Annotated in this window: 18 protein-coding genes; 4 read left to right on the top strand and 14 right to left on the bottom strand. The window is 43.6% G+C overall.

Translation table 11 applies throughout. The features are described 5' to 3' along the window. Positions 1–8: 8 nt before the first annotated feature. The 9 genes from GJS45_RS13850 to GJS45_RS13810 form a co-directional block, all read right to left on the bottom strand. Positions 9–2,414: a 3-hydroxyacyl-CoA dehydrogenase NAD-binding domain-containing protein gene (locus GJS45_RS13850; protein ID WP_162342455.1), complete on the bottom strand. Its 2,406-nt coding sequence runs from the start codon at positions 2,412–2,414 to the stop codon at positions 9–11. Between the two features lie 43 nt (positions 2,415–2,457). Continuing rightward, positions 2,458–2,889, bottom strand: coding sequence for a MarR family winged helix-turn-helix transcriptional regulator (locus tag GJS45_RS13845; protein ID WP_162342454.1), 432 nt, complete (start codon positions 2,887–2,889; stop codon positions 2,458–2,460). A gap of 557 nt (positions 2,890–3,446) precedes the next feature. Next, positions 3,447–5,198, bottom strand: coding sequence for an Ig-like domain-containing domain (locus GJS45_RS13840; protein ID WP_162342453.1), 1,752 nt, complete (start codon positions 5,196–5,198; stop codon positions 3,447–3,449). After that, a complete protein-coding gene (locus tag GJS45_RS13835; protein ID WP_162342452.1) occupies positions 5,195–6,082 on the bottom strand; it encodes a class I SAM-dependent methyltransferase in 888 nt (295 codons plus the stop codon). Before GJS45_RS13835 ends, GJS45_RS13840 begins: the two co-directional genes overlap by 4 nt. 1 nt (position 6,083) lies before the next feature. Continuing rightward, positions 6,084–7,952 (bottom strand): tRNA uridine-5-carboxymethylaminomethyl(34) synthesis enzyme MnmG, encoded by a 1,869-nt coding sequence (gene mnmG / locus GJS45_RS13830; protein WP_162342451.1) that lies wholly within the window; start codon positions 7,950–7,952, stop codon positions 6,084–6,086. A gap of 45 nt (positions 7,953–7,997) precedes the next feature. Further along, complete coding sequence (gene ybeY / locus GJS45_RS13825; protein ID WP_162342450.1) at positions 7,998–8,450, bottom strand: rRNA maturation RNase YbeY; 453 nt, start codon at positions 8,448–8,450, stop codon at positions 7,998–8,000. 1 nt (position 8,451) lies between these two features. Further along, a complete protein-coding gene (locus GJS45_RS13820) occupies positions 8,452–8,853 on the bottom strand; it encodes an ATP-binding protein (RefSeq protein WP_162342449.1) in 402 nt (133 codons plus the stop codon). 30 nt (positions 8,854–8,883) lie between these two features. After that, positions 8,884–9,651 carry an exodeoxyribonuclease III gene (locus GJS45_RS13815; RefSeq protein ID WP_162342448.1) on the bottom strand — a complete coding sequence of 256 codons (768 nt, stop codon included), beginning with the start codon at positions 9,649–9,651 and terminating at the stop codon, positions 8,884–8,886. Continuing rightward, positions 9,648–10,016: a hypothetical protein gene (locus tag GJS45_RS13810; protein WP_162342447.1), complete on the bottom strand. Its 369-nt coding sequence runs from the start codon at positions 10,014–10,016 to the stop codon at positions 9,648–9,650. Before GJS45_RS13810 ends, GJS45_RS13815 begins: the two co-directional genes overlap by 4 nt. Positions 10,017–10,158: 142 nt before the next feature. On the opposite strand from GJS45_RS13810, the gene GJS45_RS13805 reads away from it, so the two are divergent. Next, positions 10,159–10,851 (top strand): ComF family protein, encoded by a 693-nt coding sequence (locus tag GJS45_RS13805; protein WP_162342446.1) that lies wholly within the window; start codon positions 10,159–10,161, stop codon positions 10,849–10,851. Between the two features lie 4 nt (positions 10,852–10,855). On the opposite strand, the gene GJS45_RS13800 is transcribed toward GJS45_RS13805, so the two are convergent. The 5 genes from GJS45_RS13800 to dapF are packed head-to-tail and all read right to left on the bottom strand — an operon-like array spanning position 10,856 to position 17,593. Further along, complete coding sequence (locus tag GJS45_RS13800) at positions 10,856–11,626, bottom strand: S1/P1 nuclease (RefSeq protein WP_162342445.1); 771 nt, start codon at positions 11,624–11,626, stop codon at positions 10,856–10,858. A gap of 20 nt (positions 11,627–11,646) precedes the next feature. After that, positions 11,647–12,837: a M20 metallopeptidase family protein gene (locus tag GJS45_RS13795; RefSeq protein WP_162342444.1), complete on the bottom strand. Its 1,191-nt coding sequence runs from the start codon at positions 12,835–12,837 to the stop codon at positions 11,647–11,649. Next, on the bottom strand, positions 12,824–13,375 hold the full coding sequence (locus GJS45_RS13790) for a hypothetical protein (RefSeq protein WP_162342443.1): 552 nt from the start codon (positions 13,373–13,375) through the stop codon (positions 12,824–12,826). Before GJS45_RS13790 ends, GJS45_RS13795 begins: the two co-directional genes overlap by 14 nt. A gap of 11 nt (positions 13,376–13,386) precedes the next feature. Continuing rightward, entirely contained in the window at positions 13,387–16,767 is a 3,381-nt protein-coding gene (gene secA / locus GJS45_RS13785; RefSeq protein ID WP_162342442.1) for a preprotein translocase subunit SecA, read from the bottom strand. 16 nt (positions 16,768–16,783) lie between these two features. Then, positions 16,784–17,593, bottom strand: coding sequence for a diaminopimelate epimerase (gene dapF / locus GJS45_RS13780; RefSeq protein ID WP_162342441.1), 810 nt, complete (start codon positions 17,591–17,593; stop codon positions 16,784–16,786). 344 nt (positions 17,594–17,937) lie between these two features. Between dapF and GJS45_RS13775 the strand changes: the two genes are divergently transcribed. The 3 genes from GJS45_RS13775 (at position 17,938) to GJS45_RS13765 (ending at position 23,080) form a co-directional block, all read left to right on the top strand. Next, positions 17,938–18,408: a pyrophosphohydrolase domain-containing protein gene (locus GJS45_RS13775; RefSeq protein ID WP_162342440.1), complete on the top strand. Its 471-nt coding sequence runs from the start codon at positions 17,938–17,940 to the stop codon at positions 18,406–18,408. A 4-nt stretch (positions 18,409–18,412) separates the two neighbouring features. Then, a complete protein-coding gene (locus GJS45_RS13770) occupies positions 18,413–19,507 on the top strand; it encodes a DmpA family aminopeptidase (RefSeq protein WP_162342439.1) in 1,095 nt (364 codons plus the stop codon). Positions 19,508–19,591: 84 nt separating this feature from the next. Further along, the gene (locus tag GJS45_RS13765) at positions 19,592–23,080 is read left to right on the top strand and encodes a PKD domain-containing protein (protein ID WP_162342438.1); all 3,489 of its coding nucleotides are present in this window, start codon (positions 19,592–19,594) and stop codon (positions 23,078–23,080) included. Positions 23,081–23,177 lie beyond the last annotated feature (97 nt).

The raw sequence follows: 23,177 nt of genomic DNA, 5'->3' as shown, positions 1-23,177 counted from the left end.
TTATCCGATTAATTTCTTAAAGGCTTGCCTTTGAATAATATGCTATGAATCCTTTCCAGGGTTTTCTGTTCACCTGTCAGACTTAGAAAAGCCTCTCTTTCCAATTCCAGCAAAAAACGTTCACTGACCTCAGTTGGTGCCGATAGATCTCCACCACTCATTACCCAGGCCAATTTTCGTGCAATTTTTGCATCGTGATCGGAAATATAACTCCCATACTGCATTCCAGTGATTCCTGCTTCGAAAAGTGCCAGAGAGGATTTCCCAAGAACGCGTATATTCTTTTTTTCTATGGGCTGCGAATACCCACTTTCAAATAACATCAAAACTTGTTGCTTTGCTTCGGCCAATTGCCGTTTTCGGTTAAGGGAAACAGAATCCTTCTGCTCCAGGTATCCCAATCCTTTGGCCTCCTCCGCTGAGGTAGAAACCTTGGCCATCGCTATATTCATAAATGATTCCTGAAGCCGGTTTAATTCCACATCTCCTGAAACCAGGTTTTTAGAAAATCTCAAAACCATTTCCTTGGTCCCGCCGCCAGCTGGAATCAGTCCAACCCCTACTTCTACCAGACCCATATACAACTCAGCATGAGCTTGCACCTTATCCGCATGCAAGGAAAGTTCACAACCTCCTCCCAAAGCCATATTATGAGGAGCCACTACCACCGGAACGGAAGAGTACCTCGCCCGCATCATGGTATTTTGAAATTGAGCAATCATCACATCGATCTCATCAAAATCACGGTCCCCGGCAAACATGTATAACATGGCCAGGTTGGCTCCCGCCGAAAAATTCGCTCCTTCATTTCCTATGACCAACCCTTTATAGGATTTTTCAGCCATCGAAATAGCGGTATTGATTCCTTCTACCACCTCTTGGCCAAGCGAATTCATTTTTGTATGAAACTCCAGTCCTAAAACATCATTTCCAATATCGTAAATACTGGCTCCTTCATTTGACCAAACCTTACGGTCAGCAGCTTTTAAGGTGTCAAGTAAAATGAACGATTCCAGGCCAGGTACTTCTTTATATGCTTTATCCGAAATATCGTAATAATGCCGCTTTCCATTTTTTACAGTGTAAAAAGAAGCGATGCCGGTTTCCAGCATTTCATAAACCCAAGATGCCGGTTTCTCGCCTGCCTTTTCCATATTGGCAACCGTTTCCTTCACTCCCAGGATATCCCAATTTTCAAATGGTCCGTATTCCCAACCAAAGCCAGCGCTTACTGCCTGGTCAATCCGGTACAGCTCGTCCGCAATTTCAGGAATTCGGAAAGAACAATAACGGAAAAGATCGTAAAACGTAGCCCGGTAAAATTCTCCGGCGACATCTTCAAAATTAACCAGAAAACGAATCCTTTCCTTTAAATTATCGATGCCTTTTGCCTTTTCAAGGGCTTTGATCTTTGGCTTTTCAGCCGGTTTATATTCGTATGTTTCAAAATCGATTTCCTTTAATTCCTTTTTGCCATTTTCATGCCGGATCATGTGGAAAAACCCCTTTCCACTTTTATCACCGTACCATTCATTTTCACTTAATACCTGTACACTTTTTGGAAGTTTAAAAGTATCCCTGGATTCATCATGCTCCAATACCTTGTACAGGTTATTAGCAACGTGAACCGTGGTATCTAGTCCTACCACGTCGAGCGTCCTGAAGGTTGCCGATTTAGCGCGACCTATAACCGTTCCGGTCATTTTATCCACTTCGGATACACCCAGCCCCATTTTTTCTATCGTATGAATGGCCGCCATGATCGCATAGACTCCTATTCGATTGGCAATGAAAGCAGGAGTGTCTTTACAGAGGACCGTTTCTTTTCCTAAAAACCGGTCTCCGTATTCCATCAAAAAATCTACATGTTCAGGCAAGGTGTTTGGGCCAGGAATTATTTCCAATAAACGTAAATACCGGGGAGGATTGAAAAAATGAGTTCCGGCAAAGCATTCCTGAAAGTCTTCCGATCGGGAATCCGCCATCAGGTGTATTGGAATACCTGATGTATTGGAAGTAATCAGCGTGCCTTTCTTTCTGAACTGTTCTACCTTTTCGAAAAGCCCCTGTTTAATTTCCAAGTTCTCTATGATTACTTCAATGATCCAGTCACATGATGCAATCTTCGGAAGATCATCCTCCAAATTTCCAGTAGTAATGTGCTTTGCAAAATCGCTTGAATAAATGGGGGATGGCTTGGATTTAAGTGCGCTTTCCAATGCTTCATTGACGATACGATTTCTAACCACCTCGTCCTCTAATGTGAGGCCTTTTTGCGCTTCCTTTTCTGTTAGACTTTTTGGTATAATATCTAGAAGTAACACTTCTACACCTATATTGGCGAAATGACAGGCTATTCTAGATCCCATTATTCCGGATCCTAAAACGGCTATTTTCTTTATCGTTCGTTTCATGGAAAGTTTTGATTTCAGCTGGCTACCTTTTTTTCCGGTTAAATTACTTTTCGATTTTTTCAATGACAGTATGAATTTTTTCAAATAGTTTAAAGAAACTGTTGACCTCCTCATCTGTTAACGCATCTCGAATCTTTTCGTTGAACTCCTTAATGGTTTTTACGGCTACCAATTTCTTTTCCCTTCCGGCTGGTGTCAGGAAGATTCTTACCGAGCGTCCATCCTTGGTGTCGGGATGCTTTTCGATCAAATGCTTTTGCTCCATTGCTTTTAGAATCCTGGTCAAACTACGCGATTCCAAGCCCATCATGGGGGCAATTTTGGTAGCAGCAGTACCTTCGGAAGAGTGTATGTTAATCAATACAAAACCCATAGACCCGGTTATCCCTTCGATTTGGGCTTTCTGATTATAAATTCTCGAAATCGAATGCCAACAGGTCTTTATATGGTAATCTATCGTCTCTTCTTTCCTCATTTGCTTCTTGCTCCCATTAATTTACAAAAAATAATTATGCATGCATAATAAATTCCGGTTTTTTGGAATTCTTCACGTTTATCAAAAACGGATCAGAACAAATCGTTGGCGTTTGAACGCGGCTATCCACAACGTTATAATTTTAAGAAAAATTAATTTATAAAAAAATAGTCTTTATTATTATGGAGTGGATATGTGGGTAAGTGTGCCGATTAAAAGTTAGTAACCGGCTAACCGAATAGTAATGGACTAGTCCACATACAATTCACATGAAATATTCTTGTAATCGTTTGGAAATGAATCAGATGTTTAGAACATTAAGTATAGGGTGGATAACTGCTTAAACTGATTGCTGTATAAGTTTCCTGTTGGCAAGCTGGTGGAAACCTGTGAATAAATATCGATTTATCCCCAGGCGTTGAATTGGTTTTAGCATTTATGTTGGAAATAAGCTTTAGGTTGTTGATGGAATTGCTTATTGGTTCATTTATACTCGTATTAATTTAGGTTATACACATTCGTATTCGACTTGTGTTGATTTTTTAATCAATTGTATATCAATTAGTTAAGTCCTCATTAGTTATTTTGATCATTTCTAAAGGTATCTTAATAAAGTCATAGTCTTTACCTGCGTTATTATTGGTTTCAAATCCCGAACTTCTTCTGGGTTGAATGTTTTGGTCCTCTAAGGTCCATCCTCCCCTTAAAATTAGCTCGTCATTTCCAGTTTCTTCGTCTATGTAGTAGAAAATTAGTTCTGGTTGAATATTTTGGATATAGTTACCTGGGTCCCATCGTCGATTACTATTTGTATCGACAATAGCTTGTATTTTATAGGTAGAAGCTTCTAATTCGGTAAATTCAAAATAGGTAGTATCAGTGAGGTATTGTTCCTTTATGACTTTATTTTGGTTTGACAGTAATTGCACCAGTATGGGTTTTTTCGATGTATTGATATTTCCGTAAATACCGTCTGCCAGGTTATCAGATTTTAGGCGTGTAAAGGTCGTTTTGATTTCCTGGGTGTTCCAGATTTCCTCTGTATCCTGGAATGTAGAATCTGAAGCGTATAGGGTAAATTTACTTTGTGGTATGGAATCAGGAATTTGAGCTATAATTTTGAGTTTGGTTCGTAAGTGGCTGCTATCTGGAAAAGATACCATGTCTGGAGTAATAGGTATGATCGAGGCCGAATCATAGGAAAAGTAAAGAGAGTCGTAAGCAATGCTATATAGGGGTTTATTAAAGGTTAACTCGGCGTTAATTTCGTCTATGAAATTTAAATTGGAATTGGTCGTAATTTCGAGGTCTTCTTTGGATCGTTCGCTTTCTTGAAAGACAGCCATCAATAGTGTATCTAGCTGTACCCCTACAGAATCCCATATTTGTAACTGGATTTCGGTGCTGTCGTTTGTTAGGTTGCGATGGTATATGCGAATGGTATTATCTTCCAATCGATAAAAAAGTTCTTCGTTTTTGTAAGCGTGGTTGATTTCGAACTCGGCTGGAGGCTTGCTTAAAACAATGTCAAAATTCGAACCCGTACTGGCAGAGCGATTTATTTTTAATGGCGATAAATCTGCTCTTGCCAGGTTAATGTGCAGATTTGATATGTTTTGTGTTACTTCCAAAGGTTCTTTTAAATACCCGTATGCTTCATTTCTGAATTCCGCCTTTAGGGAATTGTTTTCGTCGTACCAGGCATAGGCACGAAACGTTCCTTCCTTAATGTTTGTGATTTTAAAGTTTCCGGCGGAATCAGCTTGAGTTATATAATAGGGAGCTGAGGTAAAAAGGTCGGTTGTATCTGAATTCTGGTATAAACCGATAATGACATCTTCAAAATCGGGTTTATCGTAAGGGTGAATAAAATCCACTGTTCCTGATACGGTTAAGCTATCGATGGTAGGTCCCGTCGAAAAGACGAGTTTAAGGCGTTCTGCTGGATTATTTTCGGTGATATCTTGAATACTATTTTGGAAATTGAAAAGGTAGGTGGTGCTGTCTTCCAGATCTTGGTTCAGAGTGATAGTGATGCCATTTTTAATGGCCAAGTATTCGATTTCGCTTGTTTCTAACTTTGGAGTAATGATGACCGTTTGATTAGGGTTTTCTAGCTGTACGTATTCATTAAATTCCAGGGATATGACTTCTGGTTTTACGTTAATGCTTTCGTTTTTTGGTGATGAACTTAATAAAATGGGTGGGTCTTCGTCTTGTGGTCCTCCCATGGGAGAACTTTGCTTGGCACATGAATTAAGAAATAAAACGGCTACTACTAATGTTAGACCTAGGGATAATGGTTTCATTTTTTCTTTAAGATAAAAAGTAGGCTGGAATGATTCTTAGCGGTTTTACTAGCTTCCTTATTTGACTGGAAGCCGGATTTAATGGCCTTAACAAATTTGTTTTTTGATCCTATGTATTGATGACTTAATAGAGATACATAATAACTGTCAAATTTCATTGGGATGATCTCTACAATACGGCATTCGTGTTTTTCTGCCAAATACTGCATGGATTTGACATTGAAGTGATAGAGATGACGGGGTATATCCCAGGCCGCCCAATTCTCTTTGAATTTTTTTGCATCAGGTGCCTCTCGGTTGGGGATAGCGACGAATAGTAAGCCGCGTTTTTTTAAGCGGCCTAAAAGGATTTTTACCGTTTTGTTTAACAAATGCACGTGTTCCAATACATGGAATAAGGTAATGATATCGAATTTTTTTTGTTTATGAAGTGCCTCTAGGCTGGGTATTAATGTTAATTGATGTTTAGATTTGGCGATATGAGCGGCATTGGCATTAGGTTCTAGTCCATAAGCCTCCCAGCCGTTGGCCTGGCATGTTTTAACAAAAAGCCCCATACCACAACCATAATCGAGTATTTTACCTTTTTTTGGATAGCGGGAATTGATCCATTTTAGTTTCTGTCGAAGGGTATATTTTCGGACGATCTGGTATAGGAAATCGGTTATGCTGCTGGTTTTGTCTTGATGAGAGCGGTAGTTGGGCGATTCATAATAGGATCCGATATTTTCTTCGTTTGGACGTGGATTCGTAAACCATAAATCACAATTTTTACAGGCACATATAATAAAGGATTCCTTACTGATAGCCTTGTCTTCTACGACCAGTTGATTAATAAAAAGCCCGCTTTTACATAGGGGACATTTGGTTAATCGTTCGTACATATTATCTTCCTAGATAGATGGTTAAAATGGACATATCAGCAGGGGAAACGCCGCTTATGCGGGATGCTTGCCCTAAGGTAGCTGGCTTGATACGGTTGAGTTTTTGCCGTCCCTCTGCCGATAGTGCCTTAATACCCGCATAATCCATATGATTAGGAATCGAGAGGTTTTCTAAATGGTTCATCTTTTCGACCATCAATCGTTCTTTTTCAATATAGGAATGGTATTTGATTTGAATTTCAGCTTGTTCCAAGGTGGTTTTAGGGTAGCTGTTTAACGTTTCTTTTATGGGTGACGGGCTAATTCCTATCAATTCTTTTATTCCTAAATGAGGGCGTTTAATGAGTTTGGCTGCGGTGGTGTTTTCTTTGATGGTTGCCGTTTGAAGTGCTTCTAATTGGGGGTTTATGGAGTCCGGAGGAAAGCGTAATTTCTCTAGTTCGTTGATTAACTCCCTTGTTTTCGTTTCTTTTTCCTTCATCAAATTAAATGATTTCTCTGTTGCCAGGCCTTGTTCGTAACCCAGGGTTGTCAGACGCAAATCAGCATTATCCTGTCTGAGTAATAAGCGGTATTCTGCCCGGGAGGTAAACATGCGATAAGGCTCTTCTGTTCCTTTATTTATTAAGTCATCGATCAAAACACCTATATAGGCTTCGGATCGTTTAAGCACCAAACCCTCTTTTTCGTGAACGGTGTTATGTGCATTCATACCGGCAATCAATCCCTGAGAGGCTGCTTCCTCATATCCAGTTGTACCATTTATTTGACCAGCAAAAAACAGGTTGGCAACTAATTTGGTTTCGAGGGTTTGCTTTAATTGGGTAGGTGGGAAGAAGTCGTATTCGATCGCATATCCAGGTCGGAACATTTTTGCTTGTTCAAATCCTTGTATCTTTCTTAGGGCCTTGTATTGGATGTCCTCTGGTAAGGAGGTGGAAAAACCATTTACATATATTTCTACGGTATTCCACCCTTCTGGTTCAACAAAAATCTGATGCCTGTCCCTTTCAGCAAAGCGGTTAATTTTATCTTCTATGCTTGGGCAATACCTGGGACCCAGGCCTTGAATTCTCCCATTAAACATAGGGGATCGATCAAAACCGGTTTCCAGTGCTTGGTGAACTTCCTTATTGGTATAGGTGATCCAACAGTTTCGTTGTGAGGAAGGAGGCGCGGTATCAGGAGAATAGGAGAATTTTTCAGGAAATTCGTCACCCTCCTGAACTTCCATTAGCTCATAATTTAAACTTCGTCCGTCGACTCGTGGGGGTGTTCCGGTTTTCATTCTGCCGGACTCGAAACCAAGGGCCGTCAATTCTTCGGTTATACCTTTAGCCGCCCGTTCTCCGGTTCTCCCCCCTCCCATCTGTTTTTCCCCGATATGGATGATCCCATTTAAGAATGTTCCATTGGTAAGGACTACGGAGCGGGATTTGATCTCTAAGCCCAAACTCGTTTTGACACCCTGGATGCGATTATCTTTTACGATCAAACCCGTAATCATTTCCTGCCAAAAATCTACTCCAGGTGTTCCCTCTAGTGCCAATCGCCATTCTTCAGCGAAACGCATTCGATCATTTTGAGATCTGGGTGACCACATGGCCGGTCCTTTTGATCGGTTTAGCATTCGGAATTGAATCATCGATTTATCCGAAATGATTCCAGACATCCCCCCTAGTGCGTCGATTTCTCTAATAATTTGCCCTTTTGCAACGCCTCCCATGGCTGGGTTACAAGACATTTGGGCAATGGTATTCATATTCATGGTACATAATAGTACTGATGAACCCATCTTGGCGGCAGCATGAGCCGCTTCACATCCTGCATGACCAGCTCCTACTACTATTACATCGTATGTTGGAAACATAATTTTTCTTTTGGTGTTCCACGTGGAACAGGTAAATGGTAATTCTTATGGTTTTGGTGTTCCACGTGGAACACTTAAACCCTGAAATAATTGTAATGCTTCGGTTTCTTCCTTACGCATTTGGGTTTTTTCTTCAGGCGAACCATCCTTACGTCCGCACAAATGCAAAACACCATGAATCATCACCCTTAATAATTCGGTCTGGTAATCGGAATCCTGTTGAGAGGCATTTTCCTTTACCCTGTCAGTACTAATGAAAATATCAGCTTCAATTTCTCCTATTGTTTCTGATTGATCAAAGGTGATGATATCGGTGTAGGTATCGTGGTTCAGGTACGTGATGTTAATGGTAAGCAAGTAGGGGTCTGTGCAAAAGATATAATTCAGAGACTGGACACGAAATCCCTTCTTTATCGCAGTTTCTTGTATCCATCTCTTTACGATTCTTTTTCGCTTGAGTTTTGCTTGCGTTTCTTCTTCAAAGAAATAGATGGCCATGTCAATTCATGTAAAAAGTAAGGGTGATTCTACTTCCCTGGTTCTCAAATTGAATTTCATCACAAAGGTGCTTCATTATAAATACTCCTCTCCCACCCGATTTTTCTAGGTTTTCAGGAGAAGTGGGATCATTTAAATGTTGGTAATCGTATCCTTCCCCTTCGTCCTCGATAATGAACTTTATCTGATCGTCTAAAAAACGTAGTTCCAACCGGACCGTTTTTTTCTTATCCTCCCTGTTGCCATGCATAATGGCATTGCTGACGCATTCCGTTACCGAAATCATGATATTGCCGTATATGTCATCGTTGATGTGAAACTTTTCGCGGGCATTATCAATGAAACTTTCAATGATCGTAATATTTTCAATCAAAGAAGGAATTGCTATTTTTATTGATTTCATTGATTCTTTATCCTTTAATCATGATTTTATTTAATTTGAAGCTAACTCCAACAGTATGGGGCAATGATCGGAATGATGTACGTCCGAGAGAATTTCGGCATGTGTTACACGCCTACTGATTTCCGGGCTCGTCATGTGGTAATCAATACGCCAGCCTTTATTATTAGCCCTTGCATTGGCCCGGTAACTCCACCAGGTATATTGATCTTCCGATTGATTCATCAGACGGAAGCTGTCCTCAAACCCGGTGTCGGTAAATTTATCCATCCATGCCCGCTCATCTGGCAAGAAACCGGAGGTGTTCTTGTTGGCTACCGGATTGTGAATATCGATTGCTTTGTGACAAATATTGTAATCACCACTTACGATTAAGTTTGGTAGCTCCCGGAGTAAATCTTGACTGTACCCATAAATATCATCCAGAAAACGGTACTTGAAATCCTGACGGATGTCTCCTGTAGTACCTGAGGGAAAATAGGCACTGATAAATGAGAAGTCACCGTAATCCGCCCGGATGATTCGTCCCTCATCATCGTACGCATCCACGCCCATGCCATAGGTTACCTGATCCGGAGTTTGTTTGGTCAAGATGGCAACACCGCTGTATCCTTTCTTTACGGCCGGATACCAGTAGACTTCATAGCCAAGGTCTTTGAAAAGAGAGGTGTCGATCTGGTTTTCCAGGGATTTAATTTCCTGAAGACCGATAATATCCGGATTGTTAGCCTTGAGCCATTCCAGAAACCCTTTTTTTAAAGCTGCCCGAATGCCGTTCACATTGTAGGAAACTATTTTCATTGTATATCTATTTCAAATTCCGCTTCAAAATACTCCAAAACATGTAGTTTTAACATCTTTTCCTGTTCTGTACTGTCCAAGTGGGGCAAGGATTTTTCTAGTTTCCAATGGGGCCATCCATCCTGGTCAATAAAATCCAGAGAATAAAAGCCGGATAAACTTAGCACTTTGCATGTGGCTATATGCATCAAATCCTGCTTCTCCTCTTTGGAAAAATGCATGGGTCCTTTGCCCAATTCATGAACACCGATGATAAACAATACGGCATTCATGTCTGTAGGTTTTTTTCCGAGGAGCTGTTGTAATCCTTCTAATAATTTGCCCCATCTTTTTTCCAGATCGAGGTCCTTTTTGACTAATGCCATGATTCGTTAATTTTCTTGGTTTTGCACTTGTTGCTGCAAAACCTTTTATTCACTGTGAATTTTAGGTAAATTCATTTCCAGTAAGCACTTACAAATATAACAGGTAAAACGGCTCAACAATTATTAACAACCCATTTTAGGTATGCGTTTCAATTATTGGCAGGATTTTCTCTCCTTGGTTTTTCCTGAAACCTGTTGCCTGTGTAAACGAAGCCTATTTCCCTTTGAAGATCAGCTATGTAAAATCTGTATTTCCCGATTACCAGTAACGGATTATCATTTGATCCCGGAACACAATGATCTTAAAACCAAGGTTCTTGGATTAGCTCCAGCCGATAAGGTATTGGCCTATTTGCGGTTTTCGAAAAGTGGAATGAGTCAACAATTACTTCATCAGATAAAGTATAAGAATAAGCCTGCTCTTGCGAGGCTTTTAGGGCAAATGTATGGTCGTTTATTGAAGGAGCACGGTTATGAGGAAGCCTGGGACCTGATTGTACCGGTTCCCCTGCACGGTAAAAAATACAGGCTGAGAGGATACAATCAGAGCGAGGAACTGGCAAAGGGCCTCGCATCAGAGTTAGAGGTTACCCTGGCCAACCTGATGGTAAGACTGGTTCCTACCCAAAGTCAAACAAATAAAAGCAGGATGGAACGCTGGAATAACGTCAGCGATGTTTTTGATGTTATCGATCCTGAGCAGGTGAAAAACAAGAAAATTGTAATCATTGACGATGTAATGACCACTGGTGCCACCTTGGCCGCTTGTGCCCAGACTCTACAGGCTTGCCAGCCCAAACGAATAGACCTGTTGGTTTTAGCCGCAGGTAAATAGCGCTTTAACCAAAAATTTCATTTAAGATTCCCGCCAGGCGAATGCCTCCTGCCAGTAAACGCTCTTCTATGATCGGAAAGGTCTGGTATCCGTATTCGTAAGATAGCCGGTTGTTCTCGGGCAAATTGTAGATGATCGGGCGCAATCCTACTGCTTCCTGTAGCCATTTTTCCAGGGGCTCACGTTGATATTTTCGAATTAGAGACTTATCGGCGCGTCTGTTCAGGTGTTCGGCCAGTTCTGTATAGCTTAGGTTTTTTCCTTCAATGATTTGGGTATCCCAAACGGCATGTAGATTCGTACTTTGATTGAAATAAAACACCTTAACGTCGTTTCCTCCCCGATCTTCTCCCGTGCCCACATGCAGGGGTTGATGTAAATCACCCACCAAATGAACGAGCATTTTAAGATAAATCGCTTTTGTCTCAGCATCCAGGTTTCCGTTGCGAAGGGCTGCGATGATCATGTTGGTTTTGCTGAAAGCATCTCCCCCTTCTTCCTGAATATCCGGGTCGTAGCCCTCTCCGGTTTTGATCGTGAGATAATGCCAGGGGTTTAGGTACCGGTATTCAGGATCGGATTTTATTTCATCCATCCAGTTGGCGGACATGGCAAGGGACTCGGAACCAAGAATTCGTTTTATAGCCTTTGCCGCCTTTTTATTGAGGTGCCAGCTAGCAATCTGCCCGACTACTCTGTGACCGTTTTGACCCCAACCAAAGCTGTTCAATACAATTCCTATTGCCAATAGGAGGGAAAAACCTGTTTTTTTCATTTTTCAGTGAGAGATAAAAATTAACGGAACTGTAATTCCTCAAGTGCCAGCCAGGCCATTAAGCCAGTGCTTAGCCCCAGGGCATCCTCATCTATATCAAAGGTTGGGGTATGCACACCAGAAACGATGCCCCTGGCATCATTCCGGGTACCAAGTCGGTAAAAACATCCATCCATTTCCTGGGTGTAGTAGGAAAAATCCTCTGCCGCCATCCAGATATCCAAGTCCACCACGTTTTCATCACCCAGATAGGCTTTTGCTGCCTGAATACATCTCTCTGTAAGTAGGGGTTCGTTTTTAAGAAAAGGATACCCTTTGCGAACTTCAAAATCAACCGATCCACCCATCCCTTCCGCGATTCCTTTCGCTATCCGGATCATTTGTTCATGTGCTTTTTTCCTCCAATCTTCATCCAAGGTACGAAAGGTACCTTCGATCCTTACCTCATCCGGGATGACATTGGTAGCCCCATCGGCCTGAACTTTCCCAAAAGAAAGTACCGAAGGCGTTTTGGGATCTGCCTTTCTGCTTACCACCTGTTGCAGGGCCACCAGTATATGCGCACTGATCAGCACCGGGTCCACCAAGGATTCGGGCATGGCGCCGTGGCCCCCTTTTCCTTTTACAGTTAAGTACAGCTCGTCAGCACTTGCCATATACATACCTTTGCGAAAACCGACTTTTCCCACTGGAATTAAAGGCATGACGTGCTGTCCCATGATGGCCGAAGGACGGGGGTTGTCAAGGGCATTATCATCAATCATCATCGAGGCTCCTCCGGGAACTTTTTCTTCTCCCGGTTGGAACAATAATTTGATGGTTCCTTCAAAATCATCTTTAACTCCGTTTAAGATACGTGCCGTTCCGAGCAGTGAGGAAGTGTGTACATCATGTCCACAAGCGTGCATCACCCCGGGATTGGTAGACTTATAAGGGACGTCATTTGCCTCGGTAATTGGCAAGGCATCCATATCTGCTCTCAGGGAAATGATCTTTTTGGAAGGGTTTTTACCTTCAATCAGCGCTACCAAGCCGGTGTTTGCTTTGGGTTCAATTTTATCGATACCCATGGAGCGTAACTTTTCTTCTACAAAAGCCACGGTATTTTTCTCTTGAAACGACAGTTCCGGATGGGCATGTAAGTGCCTTCTCAGGTTGATTGTGTCCTCCTTATAAGCGGTCGCTAGTTTTTGAATCTTATCTTTCAGCATTTTCTATTTTTTCTTCTTCTTTTCGCTGCTGGTCCTGATCTTTCAGAAAACGATCAGAAATAATGCGGGCATCCGGAAAAAGGGATTTCAATTTTTCGTAAGTAGCAAGGGCTTCAATTTTGTTGATGTACCGGCCTACTTTTACCAGGTATCGGGGTTGTTCGTATTCCATATAGGTTTGGATATCCGGAAACTCAGAGTAGACTTCATTTCGTAATTCGAAGGCAATATCCCTACCTACTCCACTGTAAATGAGAATGGTGAACCCATTCAGGAACCTTTCTTTGTCATTTTCCCTGATGATTTGATCGATTCTTTGGCTTAATTCCTGATCAATAGGCACGGCATCGATTTCGGATTCAAACTCCGAATCTTCAGGATCCGGCAAGGGCTCAAATTGAATTCGGGTGCTTTGAAGGTCTTCCGAATAGTTGGAATACATTTCTGCGCTTCCTCCGCTTTTTCGAATATTGATTATCCCGCAACTGCTGAATAGCACTAGGCTTACTACGATGAGAATACTCTTTTTTCCGGCCATGAAGATGGGTTTTAATTTTCTATAATCACGCATTTTGCATCCGAAAGATCCTGTTCCACACTTTTGTATTTCACATCTTTTCGGACCTTTCCGTCTACATATTTTACGCTTACTTTGTCATTTCTACCGTAGGTTTTTTCGGATTTTCTAGGCTTAACCGGTTCCCGGGATGGACGTGCCCTGCTGTTTGCCAGTGCGGCGCGTTGGCCGGAAGCATTTCCCAGACTGTTGCCTGCCTCCTCTTTAGAAGCCGTTACGGCCGGTTCAGCTTTTCGCTGTGATTGTGCGGCCTTCACCTGATCGGGGTCCTGCTTGGGCAAATCGGATTTGGAAATAAACGATACAATATCATCGTTCAGCTTGCCAAGAAACCGTTTAAACATTTCAAAAGCTTCAAATTTGTAGATAAGCAAAGGATCTTTTTGCTCGTACACTGCATTTTGGACCGACTGTTTCAGGTCATCCATGTCGCGCAGGTGTTCCTTCCAGTTTTGATCTATGATGGCCAGGGTAACCGTTTTTTCTATGGCCCGGATTAGCTCCCTTCCCTCATTCTGCAGGGTGGATTCCAGATTGATGACCACCCCAATTTGCTTGATGCCATCTGATATGGGTACCATAATTTCCTTTACGGTTGCCCCACGGTTTTTGTGAACATCCCGAAGTATGGGCATGGCCCTTTCCAAAATGCTTTGGTTTTTCTTCGTGTAGTTTTCGTACGCCGCATTGAAAAGGGTTCGAGTTAATGTAGTAAGGTCTTTATCCTTTAAATCCGATTCAGAAAATTGATAATCAATTCCCAGGGAACTGAAAATATTCATACGAAGGTTTTCCAGGTCTTCGGTGGATTTGGCCATTTCTATCAGGTCTTCGGATACATCGTACATGATGTTCAGGATATCCAGTTCCAGACGATCTCCGATCAAGGCATTTTTCCTTCTGCGGTATACGACTTCCCGCTGACTGTTCATGACATCATCGTACTCCAGTAGTCGCTTTCTTACGCCAAAGTTATTTTCCTCTACTTTCCGTTGTGCCCTTTCGATGGACTTGGTAATCATGGAATGCTGAATAACCTCTCCTTCTTCCAGACCCATACGATCCATTAGTTTAGCGATCCGTTCGGAACCAAACAGCCGCATCAGGTTGTCTTCCAGTGAAACAAAAAACTGGGTAGAGCCCGGATCTCCCTGTCGACCTGATCTACCCCGTAGCTGCCGATCCACCCGTCTGGATTCGTGTCTTTCGGTACCTACAATGGCCAATCCCCCAGCACTTTTGGATTCCGGAGTTAATTTAATGTCGGTACCCCTACCCGCCATATTGGTCGCAATGGTCACGGTTTTTGGCTTTCCAGCCTCCGCTACCACATCTGCTTCCCGGGCGTGTTGCTTAGCATTCAATACCTGGTGTTTGATTTTCCGGATGGTCAACATCCGGCTAAGTAACTCGGAAATTTCTACGGAAGTCGTACCTACCAATACAGGCCTGTTAGCATCGGTCAACTCATTGATTTCATCCACTACCGCATTGAATTTTTCCCTTACGGTTTTATAAACCTTGTCTTCACGGTCTTTTCGTTGAATGGGTTTATTGGTGGGTATGACGATTACATCCAGCTTGTAGATTTCCCAAAACTCTCCGGCTTCGGTTTCGGCAGTACCGGTCATTCCTGAAAGTTTGTGGTACATCCGGAAATAATTCTGAAGGGTAATGGTGGCGTAGGTTTGGGTGGCATCTTCCACCTTTACATTTTCCTTGGCTTCAATGGCTTGGTGAAGTCCATCCGAGTATCGACGTCCTTCCATGACACGGCCCGTTTGCTCGTCAACGATCTTTACTTTTCCGTCTACCAGAATGTATTCCGTGTCTTTTTCAAACATGCAATAGGCTTTCAGGAGCTGGTTAACGGTATGAATGCGTTGTGCTTTAATCCCGTAGTCTTTAATAAGCTCCTCTTTTCGAACCAGCTTTTCCCGGTCATCAATCGCTTCGTCTTTTTCCAAATCCGCTATTTCGCTACCAATATCCGGTAAAATAAAAAAGCTGGCGTTTTCATTCTTTTTGGTAATGACTTCAATGCCATTGTCGGTTAGGTCTACGGTATTTGATTTCTCATCAATAGTAAACAATAAGGGCTCATCCGCTTCAGGCATGTTTCGCTTGTTATCCTGCAGGTAGAAATTTTCTGTTTTCTGCAAGATTACTCTAATTCCCGGTTCTGAAAGGTACTTGATCAATGGCTTGTATTTGGGAAGGCCCCGGAACGCACGGAATAATGCGAGGCCTCCTTCCTTTTCCTTGCCGTCCTTGATCAGCTTTTTGGCTTCGGAGAGGTACGTTTGAACTAATTTTCGCTGTTCATCCACCATGGTAGAAACCCGTGGCTTCATGTCATAAAACTCATGTTCATCTCCTCTGGGAATCGGACCGGAAATGATCAATGGTGTCCGTGCATCATCAATCAATACGGAATCTACCTCATCAATCATCGCAAAATGGTGCTTACCCTGAACCAGGTCTTTGGCATCACGGGCCATATTGTCTCTGAGGTAATCAAATCCGAATTCGTTGTTGGTTCCATAGACGATATCACACTGATAAGCTTTCTTTCTGCCTTCAGAATTAGGCGAATATTTATCGATGCAGTTGACCGTCAATCCGTGAAACTCAAATAAGGGGGCGTTCCATTCGGAATCCCGTTTTGCGAGGTAGTCGTTTACCGTAACGATATGGACACCCCTTCCTGCGAGCGCATTGAGATAGGCGGGCAAGGTGGAAACCAGTGTTTTACCCTCACCCGTGGCCATTTCTGCAATGTTTCCCCGATGAAGGGCTACCCCACCCAAAAGTTGTACATCGTAATGCAACATGTCCCAGGTCACTTCGACACCGGCGGCTGACCAGCGGTTGTGCCAAATGGCCTGATCCCCTTCTATATCCACGTAGGATTTAGCAGCAGCCATCTCCCGGTCTTCTTCTGTTGCCGTTACTTTTAGCTGTTCGTTTTCTTTTAAGCGTCGGGCCGTTTCTTTGATTACTGCAAAGGCTCTGGGAAGTACTTTTTCCAGACTCACCTCCAGAGCCTCATCTCGTTCTTTCTCTACCCGGTCAATATCGTTAAATAAGGCATCTTTGGCCTGAACCTGATCAGGACTCAGCGAGTCAATTTCTTTTCTTAGTTGGGCGATGCGTTCATCAAATTCTTTTAAGTCTTCGTTAATGACGCTCCGGATGGCTTTGGTTTCATTTCTCAGTTCATCGTCCGAAATCGTTGCCAGTTTATCGTAGGCGGCATTTATCAGGCCAACTGCCGGGCTTAAGCTCTTGATATCCCGGTCTGATTTCGTACCAAAAACCTTCGCTAACCCTTTTGCTATTGCTTCTATCATATATGTTACTGCTTTATCACTGTCTTAAATTTACCTTATCTCCGACCATTTCGGCAATAGAAATTTTCCCGGAAAATACCTGCTTGGCAGGGCCTGCCAAAATGATGTTTTCAAAGCTGCCACTTTGGCTTTTAACAAAAGTAACTTCCAGGTTTCCTCCTAGAGTTCCTATTTTTACTTCGTTCGGACCCTCCTGAGAACCGTAAACCAATGCACAGGCGGTGACTCCCGTGCCACAAGAAAGGGTTTCGTCTTCCACACCCCTTTCAAAGGTCCTTACCTCAATGTGATTTTTGTCCAGGGCTTTTACGAAATTTACATTGGTACCTTCTGGATAGGTGTCTTTGTCGTGGCGGATTTTTCGTCCCGTTCCCACCACGTCGTAGTTTTCCAGCTCCTCCACAAACCGGACGTGATGCGGGGAGCCGGTGTTCACAAAATAATCGTTTCCTGCACCCTGAATCCTATTCACCTTTCCCATTTCCAATGCTACCCAATCACCGCTGATCTCGGCCCGATGAGCACCATCAATGGCCAGGAAGTGGGCATTTTCTCGAATCATTCCCAAAAACCTGGCGAATGCTACGGCGCATCTTGCACCATTGCCACACATACTTTGAGAACCATCCGCATTGTAATAGATCATTTCAAAGTCATAGCCTTCTTTCTCTTTCAAGAGGATTAGCCCATCAGCTCCAATTCCAAATTTTCTATGGCAGAGGTTTTTAATCGTTGGAATCGGATCCTTTCCCAGAGAATGTTCGCGTCCATCGACCATGATGAAATCATTACCGGTTCCCTGATATTTATAAAATGTTATATTCATTTGAATTTTAACCAGTTAGACCTGCAGGGGAATGCGAATAGACCACTTTCCATAATGGGATTTGCGCTTTTAGCGTATCAAAAACCTCACCAATACCTGAAGCAATTACAAAAATAATCATCTTGTTCGAAATTACGGGCTTATATTCAATTTACTATGGCAATTACCGGGCAAACTCCGACAATAGCTGGTTCCCATCTTTTAATATCGGTAACCTATAGTAGTAAATACGGGAGGCATCGGGTCCGGTTGTACTGTCTAAACAAATCCTAAATAGTTTTAAAAGAGCTTGCTTCCTAACCTGGCGCTCTTTTTATTTGATAGGAATTACCCTATTTTACCTTATGAAAGATCCCCAAAGCTTATCTTCCGTTGCCCGCTTTCACCAGACATTTAAGCATCCGGTCCTACAGAGTCCTGCCATCCCATCCCCATCCCGCTGTCAATTACGCCTTTCCTTGATTACTGAGGAACTGCAAGAACTGGAAGAAGCGATCGAAAAGCAGGATTTGGTGGAAGTAGCCGATGCACTATGTGATATTCAGTACGTGCTTTCCGGAGCGATATTGGAATTTGGGCTGGCAGAAAAATTTCATGCCTTGTTTGAGGAGGTGCAGCGATCCAATATGAGCAAGGCTTGTAAAAACGAAAAGGAGGCAAAAGAAACAGTTAGCTATTATAAAAACAACGGAACGGATTGCTACTATGTGCCCGTTGACGATGTCTTTTTGGTCTACAGGTCAAGTGATAATAAGACCTTGAAATCCATTCATTATTCCCCCGCCGATTTGGCCTCCATCCTTCAAAACTCCTGATACCATGCGATATTCACTTGTATTGATTGCTTTGGCCCTGATTTTTCATTCTTCAGCTCAGGCTCAGAATAGTGCCCGGAATAATGGGATTTCCCTGGGTGTTTTGAATCCGGGAAAATGGAATGCCATCACCGACGTACCCGGTGTGTCCGTGGGACAGGTTACCCTGGTAGAAGGGGCAGATATCCGAACCGGAGTTACCGCCATATTGCCCCATCCGGGCAATTTATTCCAACAGAAAGTTCCGGCAGCCGTTTACGTGGGCAATGGATTTGGCAAATTGGCCGGTAGTACCCAGGTCCAGGAATTGGGAAACCTGGAATCTCCGATTATATTGACTAACACCTTGAGTGTGGCCGCTGGTATGGAGGGAATATTGGATTACATGCTGTTTTTGGAAGGCAATGAAGAAGTGGGCTCGCTCAATGCCGTGGTAGGAGAAACAAACGATGGCTATCTTAATGATATCAGAGGCAGGCATGTGAAGCGGGAACACGTGACAGAGGCAATAAAGAAAGCAAAAACCGGCCCGGTAAAAGAGGGAAATGTGGGTGCTGGTACCGGTACAATCTGTTTTGGATTTAAAGGCGGTATTGGTACCGCTTCCCGAAAGCTCCCGGAAAATCTGGGTGGCTATACGATCGGGGTACTGGTGCAAAGTAATTTTGGAGGTGTTTTACAAATCGGAGGGCAGCCTGTAGGTAAAATCCTGGGACAATATAGCTTTAAAAACCAACTGGAATCTGCCGATGGATCCTGCATGATTGTAGTGGCTACCGATGCACCCGTCGATGCTCGAAACCTGGAACGTATGGCAAAGAGAGCCATGATGGGCCTGGCCCGAACCGGAGGGATTGCCTCCAATGGCAGCGGGGATTATGTAGTCGCTTTCAGTACTTCAAAAGAATTGATAGCATCCCCCTTGAACGTAGCAGCCTTGGATAACAATGCGATTACCCCCTTGTTTTTAGCGGCCATCGAAGCGACGGAGGAAGCCATTATCAATTCCCTGTTTGCAGCCGAGGACATGAAGGGCAAAAATGGGAGGCAGGTGAAGGCACTGCCTAAAGAAAAGGTGAAGGAATTATTTTCTGAATAGGTACTTTCCTTCTGTATACCAGGAATTAGCGAAAGTTTTATTTTATTAGGTAAATCAGTTTCCGTTCAATTTTTCTTTGTATACTTGAAAGCGAGAACGAGAATTGGATTTCAGGTGGCTGATACACAAAAATTTCAAAAGAAAGTTTGGCGAAAATTGTACGCCATCGGCTTGCTGTGGATGGTATTTCAGGCCTCGTCTGCCCCTGCTCAGGTGCTACAACCTTTTTTTCCCCGGTCCTCTCCCAATGGTCCCAGCACCAATATTTATAATATTAACGGAGATTTTACCATTCTTGGAAACACAAACCTGACCCTGGAGAATTACAGTCTGAATTTTCAGAATAATTACCCAATGGTGTATGTGGATGAGGATAACGACCCGGAAACCTTTAATTCCTCCGCTGCAACCCTTGTTTTCTCTAATGAGAACGGGGCGGATCCTGCCTGTACTGAGGTACTGTTTGCGGGTCTTTACTGGACAGGGCGTTCTTCGGAAGACATGGAATTTAACGTAACCAAATCAGGAATTACCAAAAACTTAGATAAAAAACAGATCAGCATAAAAGGGCCAGGACAAACGGAGTATACGACGGTGCAAGCCCAAAATGACGAAATCTGGTTTCCGGAATCGTATCTGGAACAGGACGGTTTGTTTGTCGGTTACGCGGATGTAACCGATATGGTAAAATCTGCAGGCTCGGGAGAGTATTGGATAGCAGATTTGGCATTACAGGAAGGAACGGGTGGATCAATCGGCTTTTACGGCGGCTGGGGAATGGTAGTAGTCTACGAAAATGCCTTGATGGAAGCCAGGGATGTGGTCGTGTTTGATGGTTTTGCTTATGTAGAATCTTATCTAAACCAAAACAATATTCTTGATCTACAGGGATTTTCCGCAGTGGAATCCGGACCAGTGAATGTGAAATTGGGGGTAATGGCCGCTGAGGGCGAAAGAGGCGGTACAGGAGATTATTTTGAAATCGAAGAAGGAGTAAATTCCGGGGAATTTGTACGCCTTCAACACGATAGTAACGACACCTTTAATTTTTTCAATAGCAGTATTTTTACGGGGGGAAATCCCCGGAAACCGGAATTGATCAATAATACAGGCATGGACCTGTCCGTTTTTCAAATTCCAAATGAGGACAATCGCATCATTGCCAATGGACAAACCCAAACCCGTTTTAATTATGCATCTGTCATTGATACTTACGCCATCTTTAATATTACTTTTTCGATAAATGCCCGGCAGACAAAATTGGAGGCCATTCAGCAGTTTACCGGAGAAAACCCGCAGGTGGATGAGGTTTATGAGGTGACAGGTAGGGAGCTTTTACCATTTAGGGTTGAGATCCGCAATAAGGGGCAGGAGGCGATCAAAGATGCCAGAGTGGAAATTCCCCTGCCGCCATCCGTTGATTTTGAACAAGTAAACGAAATTTGGTGGGATGGCAACCCCATGCCGGGTGGAATAAATTATGAAGCTTCCCTAGGTCCGGGGGGAACCCTGGTTTGGGAGATCGGGGATGTGCCCGTTTCGGCAGACCCGGATGATTTGATCGGTTTCGTGGAGTATACGTTAATAGCCCCTGATAACTGCGCTGGTCCCGACGGATTTCAATGTACAAGCAATTTTGACCTCTCCGGAGAAGTAACCGGGAAAAATGCCAGTACCGATATCGCTTTTTCCAGCCCCGTGATTCAGGGCTTTGCCAGCGACGGGACATGTAGCCTCAACCCCCTGTCAGACCCGATTTATTTTGACGTCATAGTGGACGAAGGTTCTTGTCCGGATGTCGGAGAACCGCTTGCCATTCAACTCTGCAACGTGGAGGAAGATGCAATTGATGTATCTGAGCTAGTGGGATATTTCCCGGATGGTGCCCGATTTTACGATACGTTTCCAGTAGAAGATGCCGCTGTCGAATACACTGCTGCCAACCCGTTTCCTAAATCAGAGGAGCTTCGCTCATTCGTCGCGGTATTGGGCGATGAGTCAGCTTGTTTTCGACCCTTTACATTGGTACATCAAACCATGGAAGCCATAGTTTCGGTGACTTCTGATTATGGAGGATTTCCTATTTCCTGTTTTGGAGCATCCGATGGCGCGGTTTCAGTGCAAGTGGAAGGCGGGACGGCACCCTATACCTACCAATGGGATAATACCGCCGATAGCACTACACCCAGTCTGGAAAACCTTTCTCCGGGAACTTATACCGTCATGATTACCGACAGTCAGAATTGTACCACAAGTGGTTCCGTGACACTGGAGCAACCGGAACAGGTAGAAATCCTTCTGGATACGGAGGCTTCCAATCTGGATTTGGGATGTGATCCGGCAAACGAGGCATGGATAGTGGTTGAAATTCAGGGTGGAACCGCTCCCGTTAGCGCAGACCTTTATCTTGTTGGTGGGGATGGTTCGGAAGTAAGGATCAGTAACCGGGATTTTGAGATGGACAGGGATATTCGCTTCGGGGATTTGGAATCAGGGAGTTACCTGATTCGGGCTATGGATACCAATGCTTGCTTACAAGAACGTTCTTTTGAGGTAGCAGGGGTGGAAACGCTTTCCTATGCCTCGGAGGTTACGCCTGTGCAAAGCTGCCAAAATCCGGAAACGGCATCCATCGCTATCCTACCGGATGGAGATCCGGCCTTGCTTACCTATGCCTGGTCTAACGGAGCCACCACACCGACCCTTGAGAATATTGGGCCCGGATCCTATTCCGTAGTCATTTCCAATGGTTCCGGGTGCAGTCGGGAAGAAACGTTTACCATTGCGTCTCCGGAGCCTCCGGAATTCACGATCGCTTCCTCTACGGAGGTGATTTGCGGTGAGCCGGGGTTAGAAACCACCTTTTTGGTGATTTTGGAGGAGGAAGCGGATGCCGTGGAAATTCAATGGACAGGAGGGGAAGTAGCGGATGATGGATTCACCATGGTCAGCGTCATACCGGGAACCTATTCGGTTACCGTTCAGGATGAAATAGGCTGTTCCTCCAGTCAGGAAGTGGAAGTGCTTCCCTATGTGCTGGATGCCAGTTTTGACTTTTCGGGTCCCGGAAACCCATCCGCCGCGGAATTTTTTATAGGAGATCCAATTGAGTTTGAGGCTGGGTTTACCGGGAACGTAACGGCATTTTTATGGGACTTTGGGGACGGTAACCAGAGCACAGCTGCCAGCCCCACGCATCAATACCGGCAAAAAGGCACTTTTACGGTGAGTCTGGAGCTGGTTGATGGGAATGGCTGTACCGCACGGTTTATACAGGAGATTTCTATTTTGGCTTTTGAGATTCGCATGCCCGATGGATTCACTCCCGATGCTTCCGATGGTAGTAACACCCATTACTTCCCCGTTTTCGCTAAAATAGAAGGACTTGAATTCTGGATTTTTAATAAATGGGGAGAAGTGATTTTTTATACTTCAGACGAACAGTCCGAGGGATGGAACGGATATTACCAGGGCAAGGCGGCTCCGGCAGGTAGCTACGTATACCGGCTTTCCTATACGGCACCGGATGGCAGCCAGGAGACGAAATCGGGATCGTTTTTGCTGGTGCGGTAAGGAATTTTGTAACCATTCGGTTCTAGTTAGACCTTCATCGAGAGTTTATACAAATGGAAAGGAAAGCGTACTGATCATGAAGAGATCATTGAACCCT

Source organism: Cyclobacterium salsum, from assembly GCF_010119245.1.
Classification (GTDB): domain Bacteria; phylum Bacteroidota; class Bacteroidia; order Cytophagales; family Cyclobacteriaceae; genus Cyclobacterium; species Cyclobacterium salsum.
This window is presented reverse-complemented; position numbering and strand designations above follow the sequence as displayed.